Here is a 24633-nt window from a genome sequence, read left to right on the forward strand (position 1 = left end):
CTAAACTTCAGTCCATTAAAGTCATGCCCGTTTTCCCGTAATATGTGGCATAACTAATGATGCCAAAGGGGATTTGTTCGATGTATGCGTTACTTTACGGGCTGGATGCTCTCACTACGATAGTACTCGTCGTCTTCGGCTGGATGGCCGGAGGCAAGGCCGGGCGACTTGTTTACAGCGCGTCTTACAAGAAGCTGAAACATAAATCAAGAACCGTTATGATCTTGTTCAGCCTATCTTTGCTGGCGTTGGCAGGTAAAATTGTCATTGCACAGCAGCTGTATACGCAGTTCGGCTGGCTGTTCTCGCAGGATCGCATTCTCCTCCAACTTCCACCGCTTCTACTTGCAGTAATGGCAAGCGGTGTCTACGGTATCCCTCGCATAATCCGCGTCATGCGGTTGCCGGCTGAGAATCAAGATATGCCGCTGGATGCGGCAGCTTACCGCCTGGCAGGCGACGCCTCTCTGATCATTCCGTTCAAAGCAATGAAATACACCGCAATAGCGAGCTTGTTGTTCTATTTCGTTCCGGTTGTGCCGATCAGATGGCTGGATGCGGCAGCAGTTCTTCTCATCCTGCTGGTGTTCATCACGATTATGGCTTACCGCGTGCTTAACCGCAGCAAGAGCATTCATCAACATGAGAATTGGGCACCACCGGGTCGTAAGCTGCGTGTGGCCAAAGGAGTAGTCGAGATCCTAATTGTTGTGCTGATTATCGGCGGTGTCTGGATGTATGAAACGAAGGCGAGCCGTCTCCCGGAAACGATGAGCATGATGACCGGAACAGCCGATTTCGGCGGAGGTATTGGTAGTGCGAGCGCTCATCAGCACGCTGCCCATGCTGTAACTACGGGCGACGGCAGTGTCAGGGTGGAGGCGTTAACCGGCCCAAGAGAGGGAGAGCCGGATCGCCGATTCACGCTGACGGCAGAGAAGAAGCTGGTTCGGGGCAGCTCGGGTACAATGGTGGAGGCATGGACATATAACGGTCAAGTTCCCGGACCGGAGCTGCGAATGCGGCAGGGGGAACTGATCGAGGTTACCTTGATCAATAACAACGTTGATGCAGGTGTTACGTTACACTGGCATGGTCTGGATGTTCCCAATGCAGAGGATGGCGTAGCAGGGGCGACTCAGAATGCGGTCATGCCAGGGCAGACGCATACGTATCGATTCATCGCGGAACAAACCGGTACCTTCTGGTATCATTCGCACCAAGACTCAGCCGAGGCGGTGAAGAAAGGGTTGTTCGGTGCATTAGTGGTGGAGGATCCTGCTGATTCTGCAACTAATTATGGGATCGACCGGACGATCATGACCTATTCGTTAAAGAATAGCGGATTCTCCTTCGGTGCAGCAGCCGATGCTCATAGGCTTGAGCAAGTTCAAGCTGAACCAGGTACGCCGGTGCGGCTGCGTTTGATCAATACCGAGAACTGGGTGCAGCGCGCATTCACCATTGTAGGCGTTCCTTTTCAAGTAGCGGCGATCGATGGTACGGAGCTAAACGGCCCAACGGATTTGAGCAGTAATACTCGACTTGAAGTAACGACCGGCGGCCGGTATGACGTGACATTCGTAATGCCGAAGACGCCGGTATTTATTAACATCGGCAATCATGAGGAAGGCATTCTCTTTAGTGTGCAGGGCAAGGGCGAACCTCTTGATTTGCCTAAGAGCAGTACGATATTCGATCCTTCCACTTACGGAACACAGGAAGTGCTGCCTTTTAGTTTAGACAGTCATTTTGACAGAGAGTTTCTGATGGTCTTGGATAATCAGTTCACTTTCTATAACGGCGGTTTCGGCGCATTGTATACCATCAATGGCGAGTTGTTCCCGAATACACCTATGTACATGGTTAAAGAGGGGGATTTGGTCAAGACAACCATTGTTAACCGCGGTATGGTGGAGCATCCCATGCATTTGCACGGTCATCATATGCTGGTATTGAGCCGGAATGGCAAGTCGGTAAGCGGCAGTCCATGGTGGTCCGATACGCTGTACGTCGGTCCGGGCGAGCGATATGAGGTTGCTTTTCTCGCGGATAACCCAGGCATTTGGATGGATCATTGTCACAATCTGGATCATGCCAAAGTTGGCATGTCGATGCATCTCGCCTATGAAGGGATTACGACACCTTTTGCTCTCGGGACGGAAGCACAAAATCACCCCGAATAAGATGGATTCAACCGTCGGTTGAATTGACGTGTTCAACTGACTATTGATAGAGTAGAGCCATCAAGCGTGCTATGCTGAATGCAGACAGTGCGCACTGTACAATCCTGCAAGTGGAGGCGTTCTATAATGGAAATGCGTAAGATCGGTGCATTTATCTCCAGTCTAAGAAAAGAGAAGGCAATGACGCAGGCGGAATTCGCCGAGCATTTAGGATTAAGTCATCAAGCCGTGTCAAAGTGGGAACGCGGTGAGTCGCTGCCAGATATCGGGATGCTGCCGGCAATCAGCCGGTTGCTCGAAGCGTCTATTGATGAGCTGCTCGCCGGTGAAAGCAGGATTGTGCTTGTGCAGGAAACAGCATCCGTACAGCCTGCTGCAGGTGAAGTGCCTTACAGCATCGAGAAGCCTCAGGGTGAAGAAGGAATAGTTGAAGAAGGAATAGGTGAAGAAGGAATAGATGAAGAAGTAAATGTGGAAATTGAGCCCACCGTAGCTCAGGAGGAAGAGCAGGAGGATGATTCGAACGATACGGATGATGAATCTCATCCGAGCTTGCAAGCGATCCTGCAGCTAGCACCGTTTCTGGGGAGCGATACGATTGATGAGATGCTCGGTTATGTGGAGGAAGGCCGTCTGAGCGCTGATGTTATTCAGGGCTTGGCCCCGTTTATCAGTAAAAGCTCCTTAGCCCGGTTGGTGGATAATGCTGCTCTTGGAAAGCTCGATATGAGGAAGCTTGGAGGACTCGCTCCTTTCCTGGATACAGAACAAATCGACCGGCTTGTTCTGCAAGCCGAGGAAGGCACAATCGATTGGCACATTGTTCAAGCCTTGGCGCCGTTCATAAGCCGGGATACGCTGGACCGACTTGTTGATCGGATTGCCGCCGGCAGCATCGATGCCAGACAAATTGTCGGACTTGCTCCTTTCTTATCAAGGGAAAGCATAGAGAAGCTTCTGAAGCATGTGGAGTCTGGTTTTCTTGGCGCCGACATTCTCTCCGCACTAGCACCATTCATTCATAAAGATGCGCTGGAGAAGCTGGTTCGGGGTATGCTGGAGAAGACGTTGTCGCGTTCAACTGAATAAGAGTATGGTTACTCGCCATTCTGCGAAACAATGAAGCCAGGTCTCCTAATGATGGAGCCCTGGCTTTTTCGAGCGAGAAGGTTTACTTGCATCCGGTGTAGAAGATGAGTAGTACTGGTTACTTCATTATAGTCTAAGGAGAGAACAAATGAATATTCCTAATGTGCGGACAGGTCAGGAACTGATTCGGGAAATTAACGAAACTCGTGTACCTTACGGGATGCTGGCCATCTGGTTTCTCGGCCAGGTGAGCGTCATCGTCAAAGGGGGAGATACGATCGTATATATCGATCCGTATTTGGCCGATGCGACATATCGGCGGTTTAAACCGCCACTTCTGCCGGAGGAAGCGAATAACGCCGATGTTGTGCTGATCACGCATGATCATATCGATCATTTGGATCCGGATACGATACCGGGGATGGCGAAAACCCGCAACGATACGGTGTTTGTGGCGCCGGGCTATTGCTTTGGCGCTCTCGCTGAATTCGGTGTTGCGCCGGAGCGGCGTGTTCATGCGGTGACCGGCGAATGGCGGGAGCAGCGTGGTTTGCGCTATTTACCGATCCCTGCGGCACATGAGGAGCTTGCGTATGATCCTGAGCAGGATCATCGATTTGTTGGTTATGTGCTGAACCTAAACGGCGTGACGTTCTACCATGCCGGCGATACGACGATCTATCCCGGCCTGATCGAGACGGTGAAAGCGGAGCAGGTCGACGTTGCCCTTCTGCCAATTAACGGACGCGATCCGTTCCGGCTTGCGCGTAATATCGTCGGCAACATGAACTTCCGTGAGGCAGCGGAGTTTGCGGTTGCGGCCGGGATCGACACGGTGATTCCTGCGCACTATGACATGTTCGAGGGCAATACGGAGCATCCGGGACATTTCATCGACTATTTGTACGAGAATTATCCAACGCAGAAGAGCCATATTCTGGCGCGGTTTGAAAGGTATGTGTACGTATCTGATCGAGCGCTTAAATAATAGACAACGCTTATAGAATGCTGCACAGCTTCCGATACTCTCGTGGAGATACGCCTTGCCATCTCTTGAATGCATGACTGAACTGATGCAAGCTGTCGTAGCCGATACGGCAGCCGATCGCCTCGATTTTCATCTCCGTTTCTCTCAAACACCGCTTGGCCTCTTGATGGCGGAGATGCTGTACATATTGATTCGGAGTGACGCCGAACTGTTCTTTGAACAGACGGATAAAATGATCCTCGCTGACGTTCAAACGCTCCGCCATCACCGAATTCGGCCAAGTCAAATGCAAGCTGCTGCTTATCTCGTCGACCAGCTCCCGAAGAGCCGTTAAGTAGACTGCGGAGGTGGTTCGCTGCGGAACGGTCTGTAATCGTAAGATCGATGCGAGCATTTGCAGCATGGCACCTCGGCAGATAAGCTCATAGCCGGCTCTGGCCGTCGTGAATTCTTCGCAAATCAATTCCATTCCTTTCACGATTTCGACGGAAAGCGACGTGTATTTGCGCGCGAACAGCCGCTCACCATCATCGCTTACGGGCAATCGGCAGAATAATGCTTCTTGGACGTCGTGAGTTTCGTCTACAACCATATGGATATCGGGTGTCAGCTCGAACTCGTCATAGAAGTCAAAATGAACACCGAGCAATTGGGCTCCGGCTGCGGTCGGAATTTCAATGCGATGCCTCTCCCGAGCACTTAGAAACAAGAAGTCGCCGGGGTAATATCGAATCGTCTCGGGCTCATCCATGAAATGAACGATCATTTCCCCGGAAATGACGTACATGACCTCGAAGTCGTACAGACGCCGTTCGTTTCCTTGATAATAGGCGGAGTTCTGGTACTGGGCCCAGTGAATGCTGGGCATCCAATTCATAGGATCAGGTTTGTAGTTGCTTTCCGATAATATAGCTATTTGGTCCAAACCCCTTTATTGGAGTATAAGTCGATAATAGACAACTTTATAGCGAAATAGAGTAAATACATCCTATAGAACCTATAGTATCATTCGAAATAGTTAGCGACAATAAACAACTATGATATTGATCAAGATGGGGGACTGGCGATATGGTGAAGCGAATCGGAATCATCGGGTATGGGCTCAGAGTCAGTGGTTTGTTCGGCAAATTGGATGAGCAGGAAACGGGCTGCCGCCTTGTCGCGATTGCGGATCCCCGTGCACAGGAGCTAGCCGCTCAGATGGGTGAGGGAGCAAACAACCTGGAATGGTACGAGGACGCCGATGATATGCTGAATAATGCCGGACTGGATGGCGTCGTAATCGGTACTCGCTGCAATTTGCACACGGAGATGGCACTTAAGGTATTGAAACGCAGCCTGCCTTTATTCCTGGAAAAGCCGGTTGCCACGACCTTCGAAGATCTCTATCGACTGAAAGCGGGCTACGAGGCTTCAGACTCACAGGTAGTTGTTTCATTCCCGCTGCGCAACACGCCACTTGTCAAACTTGCCAAGGAAATCATCGATTCCGGCCAAATCGGAACGGTGGAGCATGTGCAGGCTGTGAACAATGTGCCTTACGGCGGGGTCTATTATCATAGCTGGTACCGCGATGAGAGCATTACGGGCGGATTGTTCCTGCAGAAGGCGACACATGATTTCGATTATATTAATTATTTGCTGGGTGCCAATCCCACAGCTGTATCGGCGATGAAATCCAAGCAAATATTCAAAGGCGATAAGCCTGCAGGTCTGATGTGCCGCGATTGCGACGAGAAGCGCACTTGCGAAGAGAGCACGCTCAAGCCGGCGAACAAGGATAGAGGGAACTATTGCAGCTTTGCGACGGATACCGGCAACGAAGATTCAGGCAGTGCTCTGATTCGTTACGAATCAGGCATGCACGTTAACTACTCGCAGAACTTCTTCGCAAGAAGAGGGGCTCAGAGACGCGGAGCGCGTCTGTTAGGTTATAAAGGAACGCTCGAATTCGATTGGTACACGGGCGAGTTGAAGGTCTACATGCACCACGAGGCGCGAGTGGAAACCCATCAGTTCGACTTGAATGCGATGGACGGGCATGGCGGGGGAGATGGCATGCTTCTGCGCAATTTCTTCCAAATCGTGAGCGGCGCAGAGCGTTCGTTCACCTCGCTCGACGATGGACTTCTGAGCGCTCTTCTTTGCCTGAAGGCCAACGAGTCAGCGAATACGAATACGTTCCAGCAAGTAGCTTGGACGACGACCTAGTCTTATCTCATAAACGAGTAGAAGCCTGTCCATCATTGGACAGGCTTCTTGCATGTTACCGCTCAACAACAGCAGCATTGCGTCTGTACTCCGTTGGCGTGACGCCGGAGATTTTCTTGAAGGAGCGATTGAAGGAACTGAGCGTTGTATAGCCTACTTCGGTCGCGATTTCTTGGATTTTCATCTCCGAGAGAAGCAGTAAGTCCTTCGCTTTCTTCACGCGCACCTCATTGACGAAATCCACGAAATTCGTGCCCATCTTCTCCTTGAAATAAGTGGAGAGATAGCCGCTGCTAATATTCAATTTGCCGGCGATGAGGTCGAGGGAGAGCTCTTCTCCATAATGGGTCTCCGTATAGCTGACGGTAAAGCTGATGATCGGATCGCGTTCTTCTTTCTTCAACCGAACAAGCCGTCCGGCTTCGCTCACCAGCTTCTCAAGGTAACCATCCAGCTCTTCAATCGTATGTTGCTTCTCAATAAGAGGCAGCATGCCGGACAAGCCATCGCTGTCGATTTGCATGCTGTGGAGCACGCGCATGACCTTGTCTGTTGTTTCTTCCGCGAAACGATGAAACTTGATGGCGGCAATGTTCCGTTTCTTCATCTTCGCGAGCATCCGGCGCAGCGACTGCAGGGCAAGCTGATCGTTGCCTTCTTGCAAGCTCACATTCAGCTCCTGCTCCAGGATAGTAGTCGGCAGCATCGGCTTCTCGTACGTTTCGCCGGCCTGAGACACATAGGTCGAATCATCGAAAGGCCTCAGCTTCACAAGCTTGAGCACCTCCGCATAAGCACTCGTCATTTGAGAAGAATGCGGATAATGCGAGCTCACGGCAATGGTACAGAAACTATAGGTGTTATCCGTCTCCAGCACCGTCTTGATGTCCGAAAGGACTGCTGTCAGGCAGCTGTCATCTTCACTGTTTAGATAGATGACCGATAAGATTTGATTCGCCTCGATTTGGAAGGTTTGTGCGCCATCCATCTCTCGCCCAATCGCCTGAATGACATATTCGCGAATAAAGGCAATGGTCCGTTCTTCTTCTTCGGGCATTTCATCCCAGAATCGTTGTTTGAAATTCATCTGGAAGAGAACAAATCGAAACGGCCTGTAGTCCTGCTCGGCTGCCGGATCCGAGTCCTCATATTCGATCCGAATGCGTTTGAGTACATTCATGAGCGAATAATGCCGCAGATGGTTTTTCTTGCTTTCCAGGCTTCGCTTTGCTTCCTGATTCTCTTTGATCATGTGGCCGATATTGGCATGGATCAGCTCAAAGTCGTTAACCGTTCCGCGAACAAGCTCCTTATTCTCGTTTAAACTTCGAATCGACTCCACGATTTTGCGAACCGGATTATTAAATCGTCTGCTGAAGATGACGGATAAGATCAGGCTGACAATAGAGGTAACTACAAGCAGCACGATCAGAGTAAACGTGAGCTTCACAATTCGGTTGGAAACGCTGCTGTCCGGAATGATATTTACGTAAGTAAGCCCGGAAGTCGCGCCTTTTTGATAGAAGAAATAGTAGCCGTGCTGCTTAATCCAGTTTCTCCCCGGCTTTAATTCCGGTATGGCTTCGTCAAAGGCGGGATCTGAGGTGTAAATTTGATTACCTTGCGGACTCAGTATATAGAAGGTGTTGTTAATGGACTGATGGTAATTGCGATACAGCTGATTCGCATCAATGAATGCGAGGAACTTGAAATCGGGATACAGCTGACTGCGGAACAAGTAAGGAATGACGATGCCGGGCTGCGAATCCTGATAAGTTGGCGGCGGACTCGTGAATACTGTGGCCGGATACAGCTTGGCATCTGAGCCGGCTTTGGTTAGTTCCTCTTCCCAGAAGTCCGGCGTATAGATGCGATTCACATAGTGTTCGGAGAACATGACTGCAAGCGAGCTGCCGCGATACTTGTCCAATATGTAATGATGCTTCACGTCGTACATAAATATATTGTTCAAATAAATCCGCGGATTCACCGTGATCTTCTCTAAATCGTCGATGATTCTCCCGGCGGCCCTATAATATGGCTTCGATTTCTGTAAATCATTCAGATGATCATTCAAGTACATGCCTACGATAACATTGTCCAGCAGCTCAAAGTACTGCTCGAATCCGCTTGTGGTATGTGTCAGATTCGCATCGTTATACGTAATGATCTCGCTGTGAATGCTTTTTCTGAACAAGGTGAGCGAGATCAAATTAAAGGAAACAAACAACAAAATAATGGCCATAAAGCTGAGTACCATCTTGGTTAAGATCGAACGGGTATTAATCTTCAATTGCAAAATCTGCCTCATGAATAAACCCCTTTTGCCTTGGTCTGATCCTATTTTCGAAAACTGTGCAATTTTACGGAAACCTTGAAATTCGCGTGAAATCGGGCATATTTCCGATGTTCTTCAAGGGGTGACTCTTATAGTATAGCGCTAGGAATGAAAAATCAAGATTCATATATTTCAAATAAATCGAGGGGGATCATCATTGACTAACTACACGAATACAGGTGCAAATGCACCGGCAACAGTTATAGCTCATAGGGAAAGAAAACGTTCCTTCATGGACAAGCTGTGGAATGAGCGCTACCTGTTCATGCTTCTTCTCCCGGGACTTTTATACTTTATTATTTATCGGTACATTCCGATGCTGGGAAACATAATCGCCTTTCAAGATTTCAGTCCATTTCAAGGTTTCTTGCACAGCGACTGGGTCGGACTGAAGCATTTCCATAAAATTTTCGAAGATAGTGAAGTCATCAGGGTCATCTGGAACACCCTTTATCTCTCGTTTCTTCAAATTGTATTCGCTTTCCCGATTTCGATTGTACTGGCGATCATGCTTAATGAGGTGCGTAACGAACGTTATAAGAGAGTGATTCAATCGCTCGTCTATTTGCCGCATTTCTTATCCTGGGTCGTTGTGATCGGGATTGTAACGACATTCTTGAAATCCGAGGGCATTATTAATCAGCTCATTCAAATGGTTTTCGGCATCGAACCGATTCCGTTTCTGACGTCGGCGCATTGGTTCATGCCAATCATTGTGCTCGAGGTCATCTGGAAAGAGTCCGGCTGGGGGACGATCATTTTCCTCGCAGCATTGGCGGGAGTTAATCCCCATTTGTATGAGGCCGCTGTCGTCGATGGCGCAAGCCGAATGAGGCAGATCTGGCATATCACATTGCCTTCGATCCGCGGCACTATCATTATCCTGCTCATCTTAAGGCTTGGCAGCGTGCTTGATGTTGGATTTGAACAAATTTTCCTCATGCTGAACCCGCTCAACAAGGAGATCGGTAATGTACTCGATACGTTCGTCTATTACAAAGGGATCGAGAACTCAGACTTCAGCTTTGCAACAGCAGTGGGGCTGTTTAAGTCGCTCGTCGGGTTGATTCTAATCGTCGGAGCGAATAAGTTATCCAAAAAATTCGGAGAAGAAGGAATCTACTAAGGAGGCGGTGGAGCAGTGGTTAAAACTCATTCCATTTCGGAAAAATTAGCAAATGCACTTAACGTGATCATGCTTGCCGCGGTCGGGCTCGCCATGCTGTTTCCGTTCTATTACATGATTGCGACCTCATTTACATCGGTTACGGAGAGCGCAGCCAAGCAGTTTATTCTGTTTCCGGAGAAATGGGTCGTGGATGCTTATCAATACATTTTCCACTCCAAGGTGTTTGTCCGGGCGCTTATCGTAACCATCTGTGTGACGGTAGTAGGTACGATCTTCAGCCTATGGCTCACCTCGATGATGGCTTACGCGCTGTCGCGGAATATTACAGGTCAGAAGTTTTTCCTGTTCCTCGTGTTGTTTACATTCGTCTTCGGAGCAGGTATTATTCCGTCCTATATGGTTGTAAAGGAAACACACTTGCTCGACACCTACTGGGCGCTTATCATTCCGGGGGCCATCAATTCCTTTAATTTGATCGTCCTCAGGCAGTTCTTTCTCGGTATCCCTCAGGATCTGACGGAAGCCTCCGTGCTCGATGGTGCGAATGATATGCAAATTTTCGCGCGCATCATTCTTCCGCTGTCGAAACCTGCACTGGCTGCATTCGGACTTTTCTATGCGGTTACGAGCTGGAACACGTATTTTACCGCGCTCATTTATATTAGCGATCCGAGCAAGTGGACGATACAGGTTATATTGCGGCAAATCGTCATCTTAAGCCAACGCCTCGATTCACTCTCCGATGGACAGCAGGCCGCACTGGCGAATGCTTCTCCACCGGCTGAAACGATTGGTATGGCTGCCATTCTCATTGCAACACTTCCAATACTTGCGCTTTACCCGTTCCTGCAAAAGCATTTTGCGAAAGGGGTGATGCTCGGTTCCGTGAAAGGCTAGCTTTCATGTAAGTGAGTATCACCGAAGTGCCCAACATATAGAGGAGGTCGAAAGTATGCGTAACAAACTAGTCACATCCGTTCTGGTAGTTGCACTATCCGGATCCATGCTTGCAGCATGCTCATCCGGTAATGAGGAATCCAATTCCAACACGTCCTCAAACGCGGGTACGACAAACAATGGCGCCGCAACGACGGCAGACCCGCATGCAGAGAAGATTACCATTGATTGGTTCGACGGCACGTGGGAAGATCCGGTTCCGACGGATAACAGCGAAGCTGTGAAGAAAATCAACGAGAAATTCAATGTGGATTTTAAGCCGCAATACATTCCTTTCGATACCTATGAAGAGAAGTTAGCAGTGAAAATGGCCTCCGGCGATATCCCCGATGTCATTGGAATGGAAGAAGTAAACTCCAATTATACGAAATGGGCGAATCAAGGCGCATTCTTGCCATTGGACGAGTTCTTGCAGCAGTATGAGTCGACCAAGGCCGTGCCTAATTATTCATGGGATTCCTTGAAGGTAGACGGGAAAGTGTACGGCATCCCAACCTACTTCTCCGCTAAAGGCGGCAAGAAGCCGATCATTCGTAAAGACTGGCTGGACAAGCTCGGTTTGAAAATGCCAACGAACTATGAAGAGCTGAAGAAGGTTGCAATCGCCTTTACCAAAGACGATCCGGACGGCAACGGCAAAGCGGATACGATTGGCTTAGGTCTGGCCAAAGGCATTTATTATGATCCTTCCTTCGGGGCTTATTATGGCAATTCGATTTGGTATCACAAGAACAGCGGCGGTCAGCTGGTTCCCGGTATTATCGCAGACGGGAATAAAGAGAAAGTGACGTTCTTGGCTGATCTACAGAAAGAAGGCATTCTACAAGCGGACTGGGCGGTAACGGCCTACAAGGATATTTTCAAAGCATTTAATGCGGGTAAAGTCGGCATTTGGTATGAACAGCCCGGAAATAGCGGAAACAACGGGGTATTGTTCGATGTGCTGAAGCAGAACGATCCGAAAGCAGTCGTAGAGCCGATTCCACCGTTTAAGGCTCCTGACGGTTCTGAGGGATTAACCATCAGCGGCGGCTGGTATCGGATGTATATGATTTCGGCGAAATTGAAGGATCAGCCGGAGAAAGTGAAACGTATTCTTGAAATGATCGATTACTTCCACAAGCCGGTAACATTCGAGGAACGTAATCCGCAGAACGAATATTTCGACTGGCTCTACGGCGGCGAAGGAAAAGGCTACCAAATGGTCGACGGCGTGGCACAGCCAATTGCCGAGAATCGTTCGAACGTCGCTCCGGGCGCTTATATTACCGAAGGCGGATGGTTCATGAAGGACGAAGATTTGTTCACGTTCGCTAAGATCGCCAAGACGCCTGAGGATCAGAAGTTCCAGCAAACGCTCGCTGATATGCTGCATACCATGAAGTTCTACGTAAATCCAACAAGTCGGATTATCTCGCCGCTGCTTATGGAGAAGAGCGGAGAGCTGCAGGCGTATATTACGGATGAAACGACGAAGATGATTTTCGGTGAAAGACCGCTGAGCGACTGGGACAAGATGGTCGAGGAGTATATGGCCAAAGGCGGTAAAGAAATGATTGATGAGGTCAATAAACAATTGGAAGACAACCATGTCCAAGGCGAGTGGAAGTAAGTGATTCCATAACAGACAGCCCGAACCGACTCGGTTCGGGCTGTCACAACATGTTCGCATCAAGATATAAAGGGGTAATCGTATGCCGGTATTGACGACTAACAAACAACAATTCTTGCTCGATGGTGAGCCGCTTCGCATTCTGTCGGGGGCCATTCATTATTTTCGAGTGGTGCCGGAATATTGGCGGGATCGCCTTTGGAAGCTTAAGGAAGGCGGATTTAATACGGTTGAAACCTATGTGGCTTGGAATATTCACGAGCCCAAGGAAGGTCAGTTCGTGTTCGAAGGCATTGCAGATCTCGTACAATTCATTGCGATTGCAGGTGAGCTCGGCTTGCATGTCATCGTACGTCCAAGTCCGTATATCTGTGCGGAATGGGAATTCGGCGGATTGCCGGCATGGCTGCTTGCTGATCCCGGCATGCGACTGCGCTGCTATCATCAGCCTTTTCTCGATAAAGTGGATGCGTATTACGACGTACTGCTGCCGAAGCTGGTACCGCTTCTATCGACGAATGGCGGTCCCATTATCGCGATGCAGATCGAGAATGAATACGGCAGCTACGGGAATGACAAGAAGTATTTGAAGTATTTGGAGAACGGCATGAAGGCAAGAAGCATTGACGTGCTTCTGTTTACGTCCGACGGACCGGGAGATTTCTATCTGCAAGGCGGCATGGTGGACGAAGTGCTGGCGACAGTGAATTTCGGTTCTCGCGCTGATGAAGCATTCGATAAATTAGGTGAATATCAGCAGGATCAGCCGCTTATGTGCATGGAATATTGGAATGGCTGGTTTGACCACTGGGGCAAACCGCATCATACACGTGATTCCGACGATGCGGCGAAGGTGCTGGATGATATGCTGGCCGCCGGCGCATCGGTGAATGCCTATATGTATCACGGCGGTACGAACTTCGGCTTCTATAACGGCGCGAACTTCGGCGACAACCAACATCAACCGACGATTACTAGCTATGATTACGACGTGGCAATCAGTGAGTCAGGCGATCTGACGGACAAATTCTATAAATTCCGCGAGGTAATCTCGAAGTATGTAGAGCTTGGACCACTTAACCTGCCGGAACCCATTAAGAAGAAAGCCTATGGCCGCGTAGTCTTGACTGAGCAAGCTCCGCTCTTCTCGTCACTCGACATGCTGTCTGAACCGGTAGAGCGTACATGCCCGGAAACGATGGAGCAGCTTGGGCAGGATTACGGATTTATTCTGTATTCGACTACCGTGCTTGGGCCGCTTACCGCTTCCCGACTAAATTTGCAGGATGTACATGACCGCGCTCTTATTTTCTTGAATGGTGAGTATAAAGGCATCATTGAACGCAATAACCCAGACCATGATGTGCTGCTCGATATCCCGGCAGAAGGTGCTACACTCGACATTCTGGTTGAGAACATGGGGCGGATTAATTATGGTCCGTATATGAAGGATCCCAAAGGCATTACGGAAGGCGTACGGCTGGGGCAGCAATTTCTGTACCATTGGTCGATCCGTCCGCTGCCGCTTAACGACTTGCAGAAGCTGGTCTATCTAGAGAGCAGCGAGAAGCAACAGAAGCCGACGTTCTATAAAGGCTCTTTCCAAGTTGATGAAGTGGCGGATACCTTCCTCGCGCTTAGCGGCTGGACGAAAGGCGTTGTTTATGTGAACGGCTATAATCTTGGTCGCTATTGGGAAATTGGACCGCAGCAGACCTTGTATATCCCGGCACCGCTGCTTCGTGAAGGCGCTAATGAACTAGTTATATTTGAGCTGCACGGCTGCGAGGAGCCTATCGTCAAGTTACAAGACAGCGCAGTGCTAGGGTAACGACATGGAATAATGAATATCGGGATAGGGAATAGAATCAAATCTATGAATCAAATGGGGGAGACAACATGGCTCAACTTACTGCAATACTAATCGGTGCAGGTGCACGGGGAGCGGCCAGCTATGCTCCTTTTGCGCTGGATTTTCCACATGAATTGAAATTCGTTGCGGTAGCCGAGCCGGATCCGGCCAGACGGGTGAAGTTCGCCGAGCAGCACCATATACCTGAAACGATGTGCTTTGAGTCGTGGGAGCAGATATTGGCGAATCCGAAGCTTGCCGATATTGCCGTCATTTGCACGATGGACCGGATGCATTATCACCCGACCATACAGGCTTTGAACATGAAATATCATGTTTTGCTGGAGAAGCCGATGTCCCCGGACCCTCTGGAGTGTCTGCAGATGGAGCAGGCTGCTCGTGAGAATAACCGTCTGCTGTCGATCTGCCACGTGCTGCGGTATACGCCGTTCTGGAGTAAGATCAAGCATATTCTAAATGAGGGGCATATCGGCGACATCGTATCGATACAGCTCAATGAGAATGTAGGCTACTGGCATATCGCGCATAGCTTCGTCAGAGGGAATTGGAACAATTCCGAGACGTCCAGCCCGATGATATTGGCAAAATCATGCCATGACATGGACGTTCTCTCCTGGCTCATGGATCAGCCTTGTGTGCGTGTGAACTCCTACGGATCGCTCATGCACTTCAATGAAGCGAATGCACCTGAAGGATCGACTGATCGTTGCCTCGATTGTGCAGTCGAAACGACTTGTCCGTATTCCGCGCCTCGATTCTATTTAAGCGATCAATTTAAAGGCTGGGCAAGACATTTCACACCGGAGCTTACCAAAGAAAATATCGTTCAAGGCTTGCGCGAAACGAATTATGGCCGCTGCGTCTATAAGAGCGATAATAACGTGGTTGACCATCAAGTCGTTGGCATGGAGTTTGCGAACGGAGCAACGGCCATGTTTAGTATGTGCGGCTTTACGTTCGAGCAGGAACGAAGAATTCAAATTATGGGTACACGCGGTGAACTGCGCGGGGATGACGACAAGATTACATGGTTTGATTTCCTTACGCATCAGAAGACCGAAATCACGATCCCATCGCAATCGAGCGGACATGGCGGCGGTGACGCAGGCATCGTCAGAAGTTTCCTGACCGATGTGCGGGATTATAACGGACAAGAGACATTAACATCAGCAGTGGCTTCTGTGCGCAGTCATCTGATGGCATTTGCTGCCGAAGAATCGCGTTTGAACGGCGGTAAATCCATTACGCTCGCCGAATATGCGGAAGAATTGATGCAGAATCATATAACGAAATAAACGGAGGGACTGCTTAGCGATAAGCAGTCTCTTTGTGCTTTAGCGGAAAGGTTAAAACTTACTGGAGAATATGATTGATTCAGAGGAGCAACCTATAGTATATTTTTAGAATTATGCGAAGGTGTTCGGTGCCTTTAGGTGTTCTAGGAGGACATAAGTTGGAGAAGCACAATTTCATTCAAATCTTGCAAAATGAGCTTGTCGTCGCGCTTGGCTGTACGGAACCGGTTGCGATCGCCTTAGCGGCGGCAAAAGCCAAAACCTACTTGCCTGATCCGATTGTACGAATCACGGTGAAAGCGAGTGCCGGTATTATTAAGAATGCACTGGCTGTCGGAATACCCGGAACGGAGCTGACGGGTATAGATTTTGTCGCTGCTTTAGGTGCATTGGCAGGTAATGCCGATAAGCAGTTGGAGGTTCTTGCGGATATCACTTCAGATGATATTGCAAAGGCTCAGGCGATGGTGGATCAAGGTAATGCCGTGTTTCAACTGGCGGATACGCCTCGGAAATTATATATAGAGGTCATCGCGGAAACAGCAGACGGTTATGCAAAGGTTGTCATTACAGACAATCACACGAATATTACGCTGATCGAAGTGGACGGGAAGGTCGTCGAATCAGGCGGCTGCGCGAACGTTAGCTTTAAGAGCTCCAAGGAAGAACGCAGTGCGCTATCCATCGATACGATTGTAGATTTTGTGAATACGATTGATCCGGATGAACTTCATCTGGTTAAGCAAAGTATCGAGTTGAACCGTAAGGCCGGGTTAGATGGGTTAGCTCATTCCTATGGTCTGGAAGTCGGGAAGACGATTAAAGAAAATGTGCAAAGAGGCATTCTGTCCGACGATTTAATCTCTCATGCGATGGCGCTGGCGGCAGCAGGATCGGATGCGCGTATGGCAGGATCGACGATGCCTGTTATGGCGAATTCGGGAAGCGGCAATCAAGGAATTGCAGCGACGAATCCCGTTATTGCAGCCGCAGAGAAGCTTGGAGCATCGGAAGACAAACTGATTCGCGCGGTAGCACTGAGCCATTTAGTGACGATTTATATCAAATCAAAATTTGGCCGGTTATCGGCATTATGCGGCGTGACGGTATCCGGTACAGGGGCAAGCTGTGGGATCACCTATCTGCTTGGCGGAGGCAAATCAGAGATAAAAGGCGCGATCCAGAACATGCTGGGGAATGTGACCGGGATGATGTGTGATGGTGCCAAAGGCGGCTGCGCCATGAAAGTAGCCACTTGTACGAGCGCTGCCGTTCAATCGGCACTTCTGGCTTCTAAAGGGATGACCATTTCATCGACCAATGGTTTTATCGAGAACGATGCAGAGAAAACGATCGATAATTTCTGCCGGATCGGGAATGAAGCGACCTCGGATATTGATAACCTTATTCTCGACATGATGTTGAATAAGGAATAAGAATGAACCTATGGATATCAGCGAGAATCCGCCTTCTTGGCGGATTTTTGGTGTGCGCAAGTAATGGAAGGAATAGCGATAGACGTGGCAACTAACAGAAATTAAACGTTTAGCAATCTATTTTCTTAACAAGTTACCCGTATACTGAAGCTAATAAAACTTGAGTAACGAGGTGTTTAGTTTGTCCTTTATTTCCAAACGCAGAAGCCTGGTCGTAACATCCACTTTGGTACTCTCCATCCTTTGTCTCTGTCTGATCGCCGTTATGGTGGGACTTTTATACAACGAGCAGAAGAATGCGGCCTTTCATGATTTCACAGAAATTGGGGCGAAGCTAAGTGCTCAGGCGCAAGTCAGCAGTGATCTCATCGCTTCTGTGGCGGGAGCTTACGAGAACAAACAGATTCCTCAAGCAGACCATGTATCCAGCTTGCAGCTGCAGCTTAATGCGATGATTGATGATGACAACCTGACCAACGCTTATTATATGTCTGCGAAACAATTTGAGATCGATGGGCAGCCGAACCTGATTACCATGATTCAGTCCAGTCTCAGCAGCGAGGGAAGTGACGATAACGGGACGAGTTATCCGTTGGATGATGTATTTCTGGATGGTTATCATCGTGTCATGACCGGAGAGACGTTGTTAACCCATGCATACTCGGATGATATCGGAACATGGATTTCCTACTTGGCTCCGGTTAAAGATGATCAAGGAAACATTGTCGCTATGTTCGGGCTGGATTACGATTACGGCCAAGTCAAGCGAGAACTGACTGCTTTATTATGGGGAGTTATTGGGATTGGTATGCTCGCTGCAGCTGTAGCGATAGGGATTCTTTTCTTTATTATCCGCGCGACCGTTCGACCGCTTCGCATGCTGGCCGTAGCGGCGCAGGAAGCAGCACAAGGTAATTTGACAATCCGTATGCCGGTTACGAGCAGCAATGAAATCGGCCGAGCTGCTGCCTCGTTCAATGAAATGATCCATAGTTTGCGTGAGTTGACGAGCAGCATCAAGCAAACCTCGGACGAGGTGACCGTATCTTCCTTAAACTTGAAAGAATTTGCGAATCAATCCTCACAGGCTACCCAAGAGATAACGATAGCGATTCAAACGGTCGCTTCCGGTGCGGAAGCGCAGTTTAGCAGCTCGCAGGAAACCCAGCGGGCCATGACCGAGATGGCAATCGGTATTCAGCGAATTACCGAGTCTTCTGCCATCGTATCCGATCTGGCTTTACATACGTCAGAACGTGCTTCAGAAGGTGAGCAGGCACTGCGAGACACCGTTCACCAAATGAATTCCATTCAAGCAGGCGTTCTTCATGCAACGGACACGATGCATGAGCTGCAGCTCTCCAGCGGCAAAGTGGACGGCATTCTCACGCTTATTACGGAGGTTGCCGGTCAAACGAATCTACTGGCTTTGAATGCCTCTATAGAAGCGGCTCGCGCAGGCGAGCATGGGAAGGGCTTTGCAGTCGTCGCTCAAGAAATTCGCAAATTAGCAGAGCGATCCAGAGAATCATCAGATGAAATTCGAATGATTCTGCAAGCGATCAAGGAACAGACAGCGGCAGCATCCGCGGTGCTTGAAGTTTCCGCAGAGGAAGCTCGCACAGGTACAGAGCTGGCCCAAACGACGGGCAGCTCGATCCAATTGATTCTCGCATCCATTAAGCAAGTCTCGAATCTGGTGCAGGATGTATCGGCAGCCTGTCAGCAAATGTCTGCCGGCAGCGAGCAAATTGCGGCGACAATGGTGGAGCAGGAGCAGATCGCCAAACGATCATCCACCCATTCCCATCATGTTGCGGCGGCATCTGAGGAGCAGCTGGCTTCGGTTGAAGAGGTCTACGGTGCATCCGAGCAGCTCCGGGCCATGGCAACCAAGCTTGGCGGGGCTGTTAGTCGATTCGTGATCTAATAGAAACAAATACAAAAATCGGATGATCTCCATGGGAGGAGATCATCCGATTTTTTATCCGAACATTTTATTTCGCAGCGCGGTTTAACCAATCTTCGAATCGTGTCGTTGCGATTCGTGCCTCGCCAACGGGAACCAGAGAATTTTGCTTTAATACTACGCCATAATAAGGTGCATTATCGTCTGTAACCACATGTCGCGAGTCTTTCGTAATGGTTAGAAATTTGCGAACAAGATCATCGAGCCCCATACGTTCCGGACCGGCCAGGTCGGTTAGACCATTAACCGGCGTTTCGAGTGCATAGACCGCAAGCGCGGCTGCAACATCATCCGAAACGATCGGTTGAATAAAGTGAGACGGCATACGGACGGTTTGCCCTTCAGTGGAGAATTGAGCAATACTTTCGACGAACTCGAAAAACTGTGTCGCGCGAACAATGGTATAAGGAATGCCGGATGCTTTGATCATTTCTTCTTGCGCCATCTTGGCGCGGAAGTAACCACTCTCTAGAAGTCCGTCTGTACCCACGACCGACAATGCAACGTGATGTTTCACGCCAGCCTCAGCTTCAGCTTGAAGCAGATTACGCGTTGATGTTTCGAAGAATTCCAGAACGGCTTGGTCCTCCCAAGAAGGGGCGTTCGAAACGTCAACGACAACTTGCGCACCGCTGATTGCCTCAGTCAGTCCTTCTCCGGTAACGGAATTGATACCTAAGGAAGGCGATGCCGCCACTACATCATGACCAAGATCCTTTAAATTAGCTACGAGTTTCTTCCCGATTAGTCCACTACCGCCGATAACAACGATTTTCATGTTAATCCTCCTAGTTGTTTGCTGTATTTGTATAAACTTGATCTCCAACGCGAAGATCCAGACGCCGCTGTGTTGTTGCCTGAACACTCATAAAACGATAGTCGGCTTCAATCTGTGACAACCTTCATCGTATTATTTCCTGAAATGCTGTTTCAATATGACTTGGCGGTTCATATTCAGTTCATAAATTTGAGATAACATCCTAAGTAATCAGTTATCTAGGAGGAATTGCAATGGTTTATGGAAACAAGAGCGGATCAAACGGCGATTGGGCCGTTGAAGCGCATGGACTCGTCAAAACATTTGGCGATAACCGTGCAGTAGATGGTGTCGATTTAAAAGTACGCACCGGTTCGATCTACGGTGTTCTCGGCCCGAACGGTGCAGGGAAGACAACGACAATCAGAATGCTGGCGACTTTGCTTCGTCCGGATGCAGGTTCGGCGAGAATTTTCGGACATGACGTGGTGAAGGAGGCACAGATCGTCCGCCAGTTGATCGGAGTGACCGGACAGTATGCATCCGTTGATGAATCACTTAGCGCTACCGAGAACCTGATCATCTTCTCCCGGCTGCTTGGGCTGGGACGGGCAGAATCGCGCCGTAAGGCAGAAGAGCTTCTTGAGGAATTTGGTTTGACAGAGGCCGCGAAGCGTCCGCTCAAGAATTTCTCAGGAGGTATGAGACGTCGGCTGGATTTGGCAGCAAGCCTTATTGCGCAGCCGCCGCTCATCTTCTTGGATGAGCCGACGACCGGCTTGGATCCGCGTACTCGTTCGCAGATGTGGGACACGATCCGCCGTCTCGTGAAAACGGGGTCAACCGTCCTTCTGACTACGCAGTACCTCGATGAGGCCGATCAATTAGCCGATCGAATTGCCGTTATAGATACGGGCAAAGTAGTTGCGGAAGGTACTGTAGATGAATTGAAAGCATCCGTGGGTACATCTTCGCTGCATCTGCGTCTTGTAAATCCGGAGGATAACAACGGTGCGCGTCACATTATTGAACAGGTGCTGGGTGTCCCGACCAAAATATCATCCGAAGCGGGCAAAATTACGGCCCCGATGGCGAATGCCGACCTCGTTACCGATCTGTTGATTGCGCTGCGCACCGCGGGCATTCATCTATCCGAGATGAGCGTGCAGAAACCGACGCTCGATGAAGTTTTCCTAACGATTACAGGCGAAGGTGTAAAGGAAGATGCGACAGTGACACAGGGATCCGATGAAATGTACAAAGCGAAGGAGGCAAGAGCATGAGTGGAATATCCAATAAATCGGCCGCAGCGCTCAAGCTAAAGAACCACACGAGCCTCGGGCAGACCATACGCAACTCGCTTACCATGGCTTACCGTGGTTTGCTGAAGATCCGGCGTACACCGGAGCAATTATTTGATGTTACGTTACAGCCGATTATTTTCACCTTGATGTTTACGTATATCTTCGGAGGCGCGATCTCCGGGGACGTTGCGAGCTACTTGCCTGTTATCATTCCCGGCATCCTTGTGCAGACGGTTATTACGACTTCCATCGTCACTGGGGTGCAGCTGAGGGAGGACATGGATAAAGGTGTGTTCGATCGATTCAAGTCGTTGCCGATCGCTCGTATTGCGCCGCTTGCGGGAGCACTGCTGGCCGATACCATTCGATACACGATAGCCACTGTGCTAACGTTCAGTATGGGCTATATCATGGGTTATCGTCCTGAAGGCGGTTTGGAGCACGTTGCCTTAGCTGCCGTTCTTGTCATTGCTTGCTCATGGGCTATGAGCTGGATCTTCGCTTTCTTCGGCGTTATCGCGCGTACCGCTTCGAGCGTACAAGGGATTTCCATGCTTGTGTTGTTTCCACTTACATTCCTGTCTAACGCGTTTGTACCGACTGAAACGATGCCGAACTGGCTCCAATGGTTTGTCAAAATGAATCCGATCTCGCACCTTATTTCGGCCGTTCGCGATTTGACCAACAAAGGAACGGTAGGCTGGGATCTAGTCATTTCCCTCCTCGGTGCCGCAGTAATCGTAGCAATCTTTGCTCCAATTACGGTGAAAGCTTATATGCGCCGGACATAGTGCATATACTACTTGCAGAGAAACCTAAGGAGCACGCCTTCACATGACAATGATTAATGGATTTATTGCAGACTGGCTGAGCCATCGCAGAGTTCTGCATCAAATGCTGACGGATGTAACGACCGAACAGCTCCAGATGAAGCCATGGGAGCAAGGCATGTCCCTGTCGGGGCTTGTCCTGCATATTACCGGTTCGATGGGCATGTTTGCCTCGACGGTTCAGAATGGAGCCTATTCGCCGCCCGTTCCTCCGAAACCTTTCGCGACAATCGATGAGCTCAAAGCTAACATAGAGGCCCAAACCGCACAAACTGAAGCGATTCTGAGAACGATCACACCGGAGCATTTGGATCAACCGATCGATTTTTTCGGGAATGTCCTCCGAGGCAGCGTCTTGCTTCAGAATGCCAAGGATCATGAAATTCATCACAAAGGTCAGATGTTTATCTATTTGCGAATAGCAGGTATCGATAAGCTGCCGTTTTTCGTCAGTCGAGGATAGAGATTACAAGAACGAAGCCACTTCGATGAGAAGTGGCTTTTTTCGATCTTTTCAAACAAAAATATATATTTCTGCTATCAGAGAAATGTCGAATAACATATAATAGGAATACATAATTATTTCGTTCGGAAAGAGGGGATTCCCATAGAACAACACATGCAGGGTCACTTTAATATATGGGTTGTCTTTCTATCATTTGCTATTGCCGTGATGGCCTCCTATTCAGCCTTGAATTTAGCAGGTAAAATTACACGATCAAGCGGCAGAACGAGAACCATTTGGCTAATTGCAGGCTCAGTGGTCATGGGGATGGGCGTCTGGTCCATGCATTTTGTCGGAATGCTGGCCTATCACATGGATACGAAAGTTACATACGATACGACTACGACGATTCTATCGTCGCTTGGCAGCATCTTGGCTTCGTTCATTGCCTTTCGGATTACGGCCAGAAGTCAGTCCAGCCCGCTGAGGTATGCTTTAGGCGGATTGATTATGGGATGCGGCATCGTGGCGATGCATTACACAGGCATGAGTGCGATGCGTATGCCGGGGCAAGTGACGTATGACAAGGCGTTATGGTTACTATCGGCATTTATCGCACTAGCAGCTTCCTATGCCGCACTTTATTTGTTCCATAAACTGCGTTACTCTCCTGATTTCACGTTATGGAAGCTCATCTCTGCAATTGTGATGGGCATTGCCATTTGTGGCATGCATTATACGGGAATGGCGGCAGCGAAGTTTACCGTAAACAGTGAGATTCAGCATGTAATGGATAACGGAGAACCGCAGTTTTTTCTACTGTTCGGCGTAACCGTATCCACCTTCTTCATATTGGCTGTTTCGTGGGGAGCCGTTTTCTTCGATCGACATGTACTGGAGAAGATGGCCTATTACGATCAGCTGACGAATCTGCCTAATCGACATGACTTGCAGCGGTTTTTCAACGAGAAGAATGATCGCCTTGAGCAAGGCGCTTTCCTCTTTATTGATCTGGATCGCTTCAAAATGATCAACGACACGCTAGGACATGATGTTGGCGATTTGTTGCTACAGCAGGTGGCGGACCGCTTGCGATTATGTGCCGCCGACGGGGAATTGATATTCCGACTCGGGGGCGACGAGTTCCTGATCGTCACAAGAACACCGGACATCGGCGTATTGGAGCAGCTGGCCAATAATTTGTTGAACCAGATTAAACAAGCTTATTTCGTAGAAGCACATGAACTGTATGTGACTTGCAGCATCGGAATCAGCCATGCTCCGTTTCATGGCGTAGACCGTTCTTCGCTGCTTAAAGCAGCGGATACGGCGATGTATGCCGCTAAGGTGGATGGCAAGAACAGATTCCGGATCTTCGATGAAGAGATGAGCCGCAATCAGATACGCAAGCTGGTGCTGGAGAAGGATATGCGCAAAGCGATGGTACATGGCGAGTTCGCGATCATGTATCAGCCGAAGTGGGATACGGGATCCGATCAATTGAGCGGCATGGAAGCTTTAATGCGCTGGCAGCATCCGGAGCTCGGCGCCGTATCGCCGAGTGAATTTATTGCAGTAGCAGAAGAAACGGGCATGATTATTCCGATGACACGCTGGATGCTGCAAGAGGTTTGCAAGCAGAACAAATCCTGGCAGGAGAACGATAACATTTTCACTTGTATTTCGGTGAATATGTCGATTCGGATTTTCGAAAGTCAGCTGCTGTTTGAGATGGTTGATGATGCACTAAGGGCTTCGGGATTGCAGGGGAATTATTTGGAGCTGGAGATTACGGAATCGATTGCGAAGAGTGATGTGAACGATATCGTCAGTCAGCTGCGCAGCATCCGCGATCTTGCTGTGAAAGTGTCGCTTGATGATTTCGGTACGGGCTATTCCTCACTCGGCACATTGGACGAGCTGCCGGTGGATACGCTGAAGATCGATCAAATCTTTATTCACAAGAGCGCGCAGCTGTCCAAACAAGCTATTATAAGCAATATCATCGCCATCGCGAAGAACTTAAACCTAGAGGTCGTGGCCGAAGGCGTGGAGACGCAAGATCAAATCGATATCTTGCAGTCCAGAGGCTGCCATGTGATGCAAGGCTTCTATTATAGTAAGCCGATGACGGCTCAGGATATGACAGTCTGGCTGGAGCAGAAGCAGCAAGCGGCTGTGGTGTAACAAGATCAACACTTCTTACAGAGCGTT

18 protein-coding genes are annotated in these 24633 nt (G+C 49.3%); 15 read left to right on the plus strand and 3 right to left on the minus strand.

Translation table 11 applies throughout. The annotated features are described in order from the left end of the window. Window positions 1–80 precede the first annotated feature (80 nt). From AC0YNS_RS15205 to AC0YNS_RS15215, 3 genes are all read left to right on the plus strand, one after another. Window positions 81–2186: a multicopper oxidase family protein gene (locus tag AC0YNS_RS15205; protein ID WP_475781816.1), complete on the plus strand. Its 2106-nt coding sequence runs from the start codon at window positions 81–83 to the stop codon at window positions 2184–2186. A gap of 126 nt (window positions 2187–2312) precedes the next feature. Beyond that, on the plus strand, window positions 2313–3275 hold the full coding sequence (locus AC0YNS_RS15210; protein WP_475781817.1) for a helix-turn-helix domain-containing protein: 963 nt from the start codon (window positions 2313–2315) through the stop codon (window positions 3273–3275). Window positions 3276–3423: 148 nt separating this feature from the next. Then, complete coding sequence (locus AC0YNS_RS15215) at window positions 3424–4263, plus strand: MBL fold metallo-hydrolase (RefSeq protein ID WP_475781818.1); 840 nt, start codon at window positions 3424–3426, stop codon at window positions 4261–4263. A 10-nt stretch (window positions 4264–4273) separates the two neighbouring features. On the opposite strand, the gene AC0YNS_RS15220 is transcribed toward AC0YNS_RS15215, so the two are convergent. Next, window positions 4274–5188, minus strand: coding sequence for a helix-turn-helix transcriptional regulator (locus AC0YNS_RS15220; protein ID WP_475781819.1), 915 nt, complete (start codon window positions 5186–5188; stop codon window positions 4274–4276). A 143-nt stretch (window positions 5189–5331) separates the two neighbouring features. On the opposite strand from AC0YNS_RS15220, the gene AC0YNS_RS15225 reads away from it, so the two are divergent. Next, complete coding sequence (locus AC0YNS_RS15225) at window positions 5332–6474, plus strand: Gfo/Idh/MocA family protein (protein ID WP_475781820.1); 1143 nt, start codon at window positions 5332–5334, stop codon at window positions 6472–6474. Window positions 6475–6529: 55 nt separating this feature from the next. Here AC0YNS_RS15225 and AC0YNS_RS15230 read toward each other — a convergent pair whose 3' ends face one another. Beyond that, entirely contained in the window at window positions 6530–8785 is a 2256-nt protein-coding gene (locus tag AC0YNS_RS15230) for a helix-turn-helix domain-containing protein (protein WP_475781821.1), read from the minus strand. Window positions 8786–9044: 259 nt separating this feature from the next. Here AC0YNS_RS15230 and AC0YNS_RS15235 point away from each other — a divergent pair, with 259 nt between their 5' ends. The 7 genes from AC0YNS_RS15235 (at window position 9045) to AC0YNS_RS15265 (ending at window position 19044) form a co-directional block, all read left to right on the plus strand. After that, on the plus strand, window positions 9045–9938 hold the full coding sequence (locus tag AC0YNS_RS15235; RefSeq protein ID WP_475781895.1) for an ABC transporter permease: 894 nt from the start codon (window positions 9045–9047) through the stop codon (window positions 9936–9938). A 15-nt stretch (window positions 9939–9953) separates the two neighbouring features. Next, entirely contained in the window at window positions 9954–10838 is an 885-nt protein-coding gene (locus AC0YNS_RS15240) for a carbohydrate ABC transporter permease (protein ID WP_475781822.1), read from the plus strand. Window positions 10839–10893: 55 nt separating this feature from the next. Further along, window positions 10894–12510, plus strand: coding sequence for an extracellular solute-binding protein (locus tag AC0YNS_RS15245; protein WP_475781823.1), 1617 nt, complete (start codon window positions 10894–10896; stop codon window positions 12508–12510). A gap of 82 nt (window positions 12511–12592) precedes the next feature. After that, window positions 12593–14341: a glycoside hydrolase family 35 protein gene (locus tag AC0YNS_RS15250; RefSeq protein ID WP_475781824.1), complete on the plus strand. Its 1749-nt coding sequence runs from the start codon at window positions 12593–12595 to the stop codon at window positions 14339–14341. A gap of 68 nt (window positions 14342–14409) precedes the next feature. Continuing rightward, entirely contained in the window at window positions 14410–15678 is a 1269-nt protein-coding gene (locus AC0YNS_RS15255) for a Gfo/Idh/MocA family oxidoreductase (RefSeq protein ID WP_475781825.1), read from the plus strand. A 158-nt stretch (window positions 15679–15836) separates the two neighbouring features. Further along, entirely contained in the window at window positions 15837–17114 is a 1278-nt protein-coding gene (locus tag AC0YNS_RS15260) for an L-cysteine desulfidase family protein (RefSeq protein ID WP_475781826.1), read from the plus strand. A 160-nt stretch (window positions 17115–17274) separates the two neighbouring features. Further along, complete coding sequence (locus AC0YNS_RS15265) at window positions 17275–19044, plus strand: methyl-accepting chemotaxis protein (RefSeq protein ID WP_475781827.1); 1770 nt, start codon at window positions 17275–17277, stop codon at window positions 19042–19044. Window positions 19045–19111: 67 nt separating this feature from the next. Here AC0YNS_RS15265 and AC0YNS_RS15270 read toward each other — a convergent pair whose 3' ends face one another. Then, on the minus strand, window positions 19112–19861 hold the full coding sequence (locus AC0YNS_RS15270) for an SDR family oxidoreductase (protein WP_475781828.1): 750 nt from the start codon (window positions 19859–19861) through the stop codon (window positions 19112–19114). A 233-nt stretch (window positions 19862–20094) separates the two neighbouring features. Here AC0YNS_RS15270 and AC0YNS_RS15275 point away from each other — a divergent pair, with 233 nt between their 5' ends. The 4 genes from AC0YNS_RS15275 (at window position 20095) to AC0YNS_RS15290 (ending at window position 24606) form a co-directional block, all read left to right on the plus strand. Continuing rightward, complete coding sequence (locus AC0YNS_RS15275; RefSeq protein ID WP_475781829.1) at window positions 20095–21123, plus strand: ATP-binding cassette domain-containing protein; 1029 nt, start codon at window positions 20095–20097, stop codon at window positions 21121–21123. Beyond that, on the plus strand, window positions 21120–21935 hold the full coding sequence (locus AC0YNS_RS15280) for an ABC transporter permease (protein WP_475781830.1): 816 nt from the start codon (window positions 21120–21122) through the stop codon (window positions 21933–21935). Before AC0YNS_RS15275 ends, AC0YNS_RS15280 begins: the two co-directional genes overlap by 4 nt. 43 nt (window positions 21936–21978) lie before the next feature. Beyond that, on the plus strand, window positions 21979–22437 hold the full coding sequence (locus AC0YNS_RS15285) for a DinB family protein (RefSeq protein WP_475781831.1): 459 nt from the start codon (window positions 21979–21981) through the stop codon (window positions 22435–22437). Between the two features lie 303 nt (window positions 22438–22740). Further along, window positions 22741–24606 (plus strand): bifunctional diguanylate cyclase/phosphodiesterase, encoded by a 1866-nt coding sequence (locus AC0YNS_RS15290; protein WP_475781832.1) that lies wholly within the window; start codon window positions 22741–22743, stop codon window positions 24604–24606. Window positions 24607–24633 lie beyond the last annotated feature (27 nt).

Source organism: Paenibacillus sp. J22FR21, from assembly GCF_056269135.1.

Coding starts and splice junctions, on each gene's coding strand:
- AC0YNS_RS15210 (WP_475781817.1), top strand. CDS start 2,313: ATGGAAATGCGTAAGATCGGTGCATTTATCTCCAGTCTAAGAAAAGAG.
- AC0YNS_RS15255 (WP_475781825.1), top strand. CDS start 14,410: ATGGCTCAACTTACTGCAATACTAATCGGTGCAGGTGCACGGGGAGCG.
- AC0YNS_RS15205 (WP_475781816.1), top strand. CDS start 81: ATGTATGCGTTACTTTACGGGCTGGATGCTCTCACTACGATAGTACTC.
- AC0YNS_RS15285 (WP_475781831.1), top strand. CDS start 21,979: ATGACAATGATTAATGGATTTATTGCAGACTGGCTGAGCCATCGCAGA.
- AC0YNS_RS15290 (WP_475781832.1), top strand. CDS start 22,741: ATGGGGATGGGCGTCTGGTCCATGCATTTTGTCGGAATGCTGGCCTAT.
- AC0YNS_RS15280 (WP_475781830.1), top strand. CDS start 21,120: ATGAGTGGAATATCCAATAAATCGGCCGCAGCGCTCAAGCTAAAGAAC.
- AC0YNS_RS15245 (WP_475781823.1), top strand. CDS start 10,894: ATGCGTAACAAACTAGTCACATCCGTTCTGGTAGTTGCACTATCCGGA.
- AC0YNS_RS15215 (WP_475781818.1), top strand. CDS start 3,424: ATGAATATTCCTAATGTGCGGACAGGTCAGGAACTGATTCGGGAAATT.
- AC0YNS_RS15225 (WP_475781820.1), top strand. CDS start 5,332: ATGGTGAAGCGAATCGGAATCATCGGGTATGGGCTCAGAGTCAGTGGT.
- AC0YNS_RS15230 (WP_475781821.1), bottom strand. CDS start 8,785: ATGAGGCAGATTTTGCAATTGAAGATTAATACCCGTTCGATCTTAACC.
- AC0YNS_RS15250 (WP_475781824.1), top strand. CDS start 12,593: ATGCCGGTATTGACGACTAACAAACAACAATTCTTGCTCGATGGTGAG.
- AC0YNS_RS15275 (WP_475781829.1), top strand. CDS start 20,095: ATGGTTTATGGAAACAAGAGCGGATCAAACGGCGATTGGGCCGTTGAA.
- AC0YNS_RS15235 (WP_475781895.1), top strand. CDS start 9,045: ATGGACAAGCTGTGGAATGAGCGCTACCTGTTCATGCTTCTTCTCCCG.
- AC0YNS_RS15270 (WP_475781828.1), bottom strand. CDS start 19,861: ATGAAAATCGTTGTTATCGGCGGTAGTGGACTAATCGGGAAGAAACTC.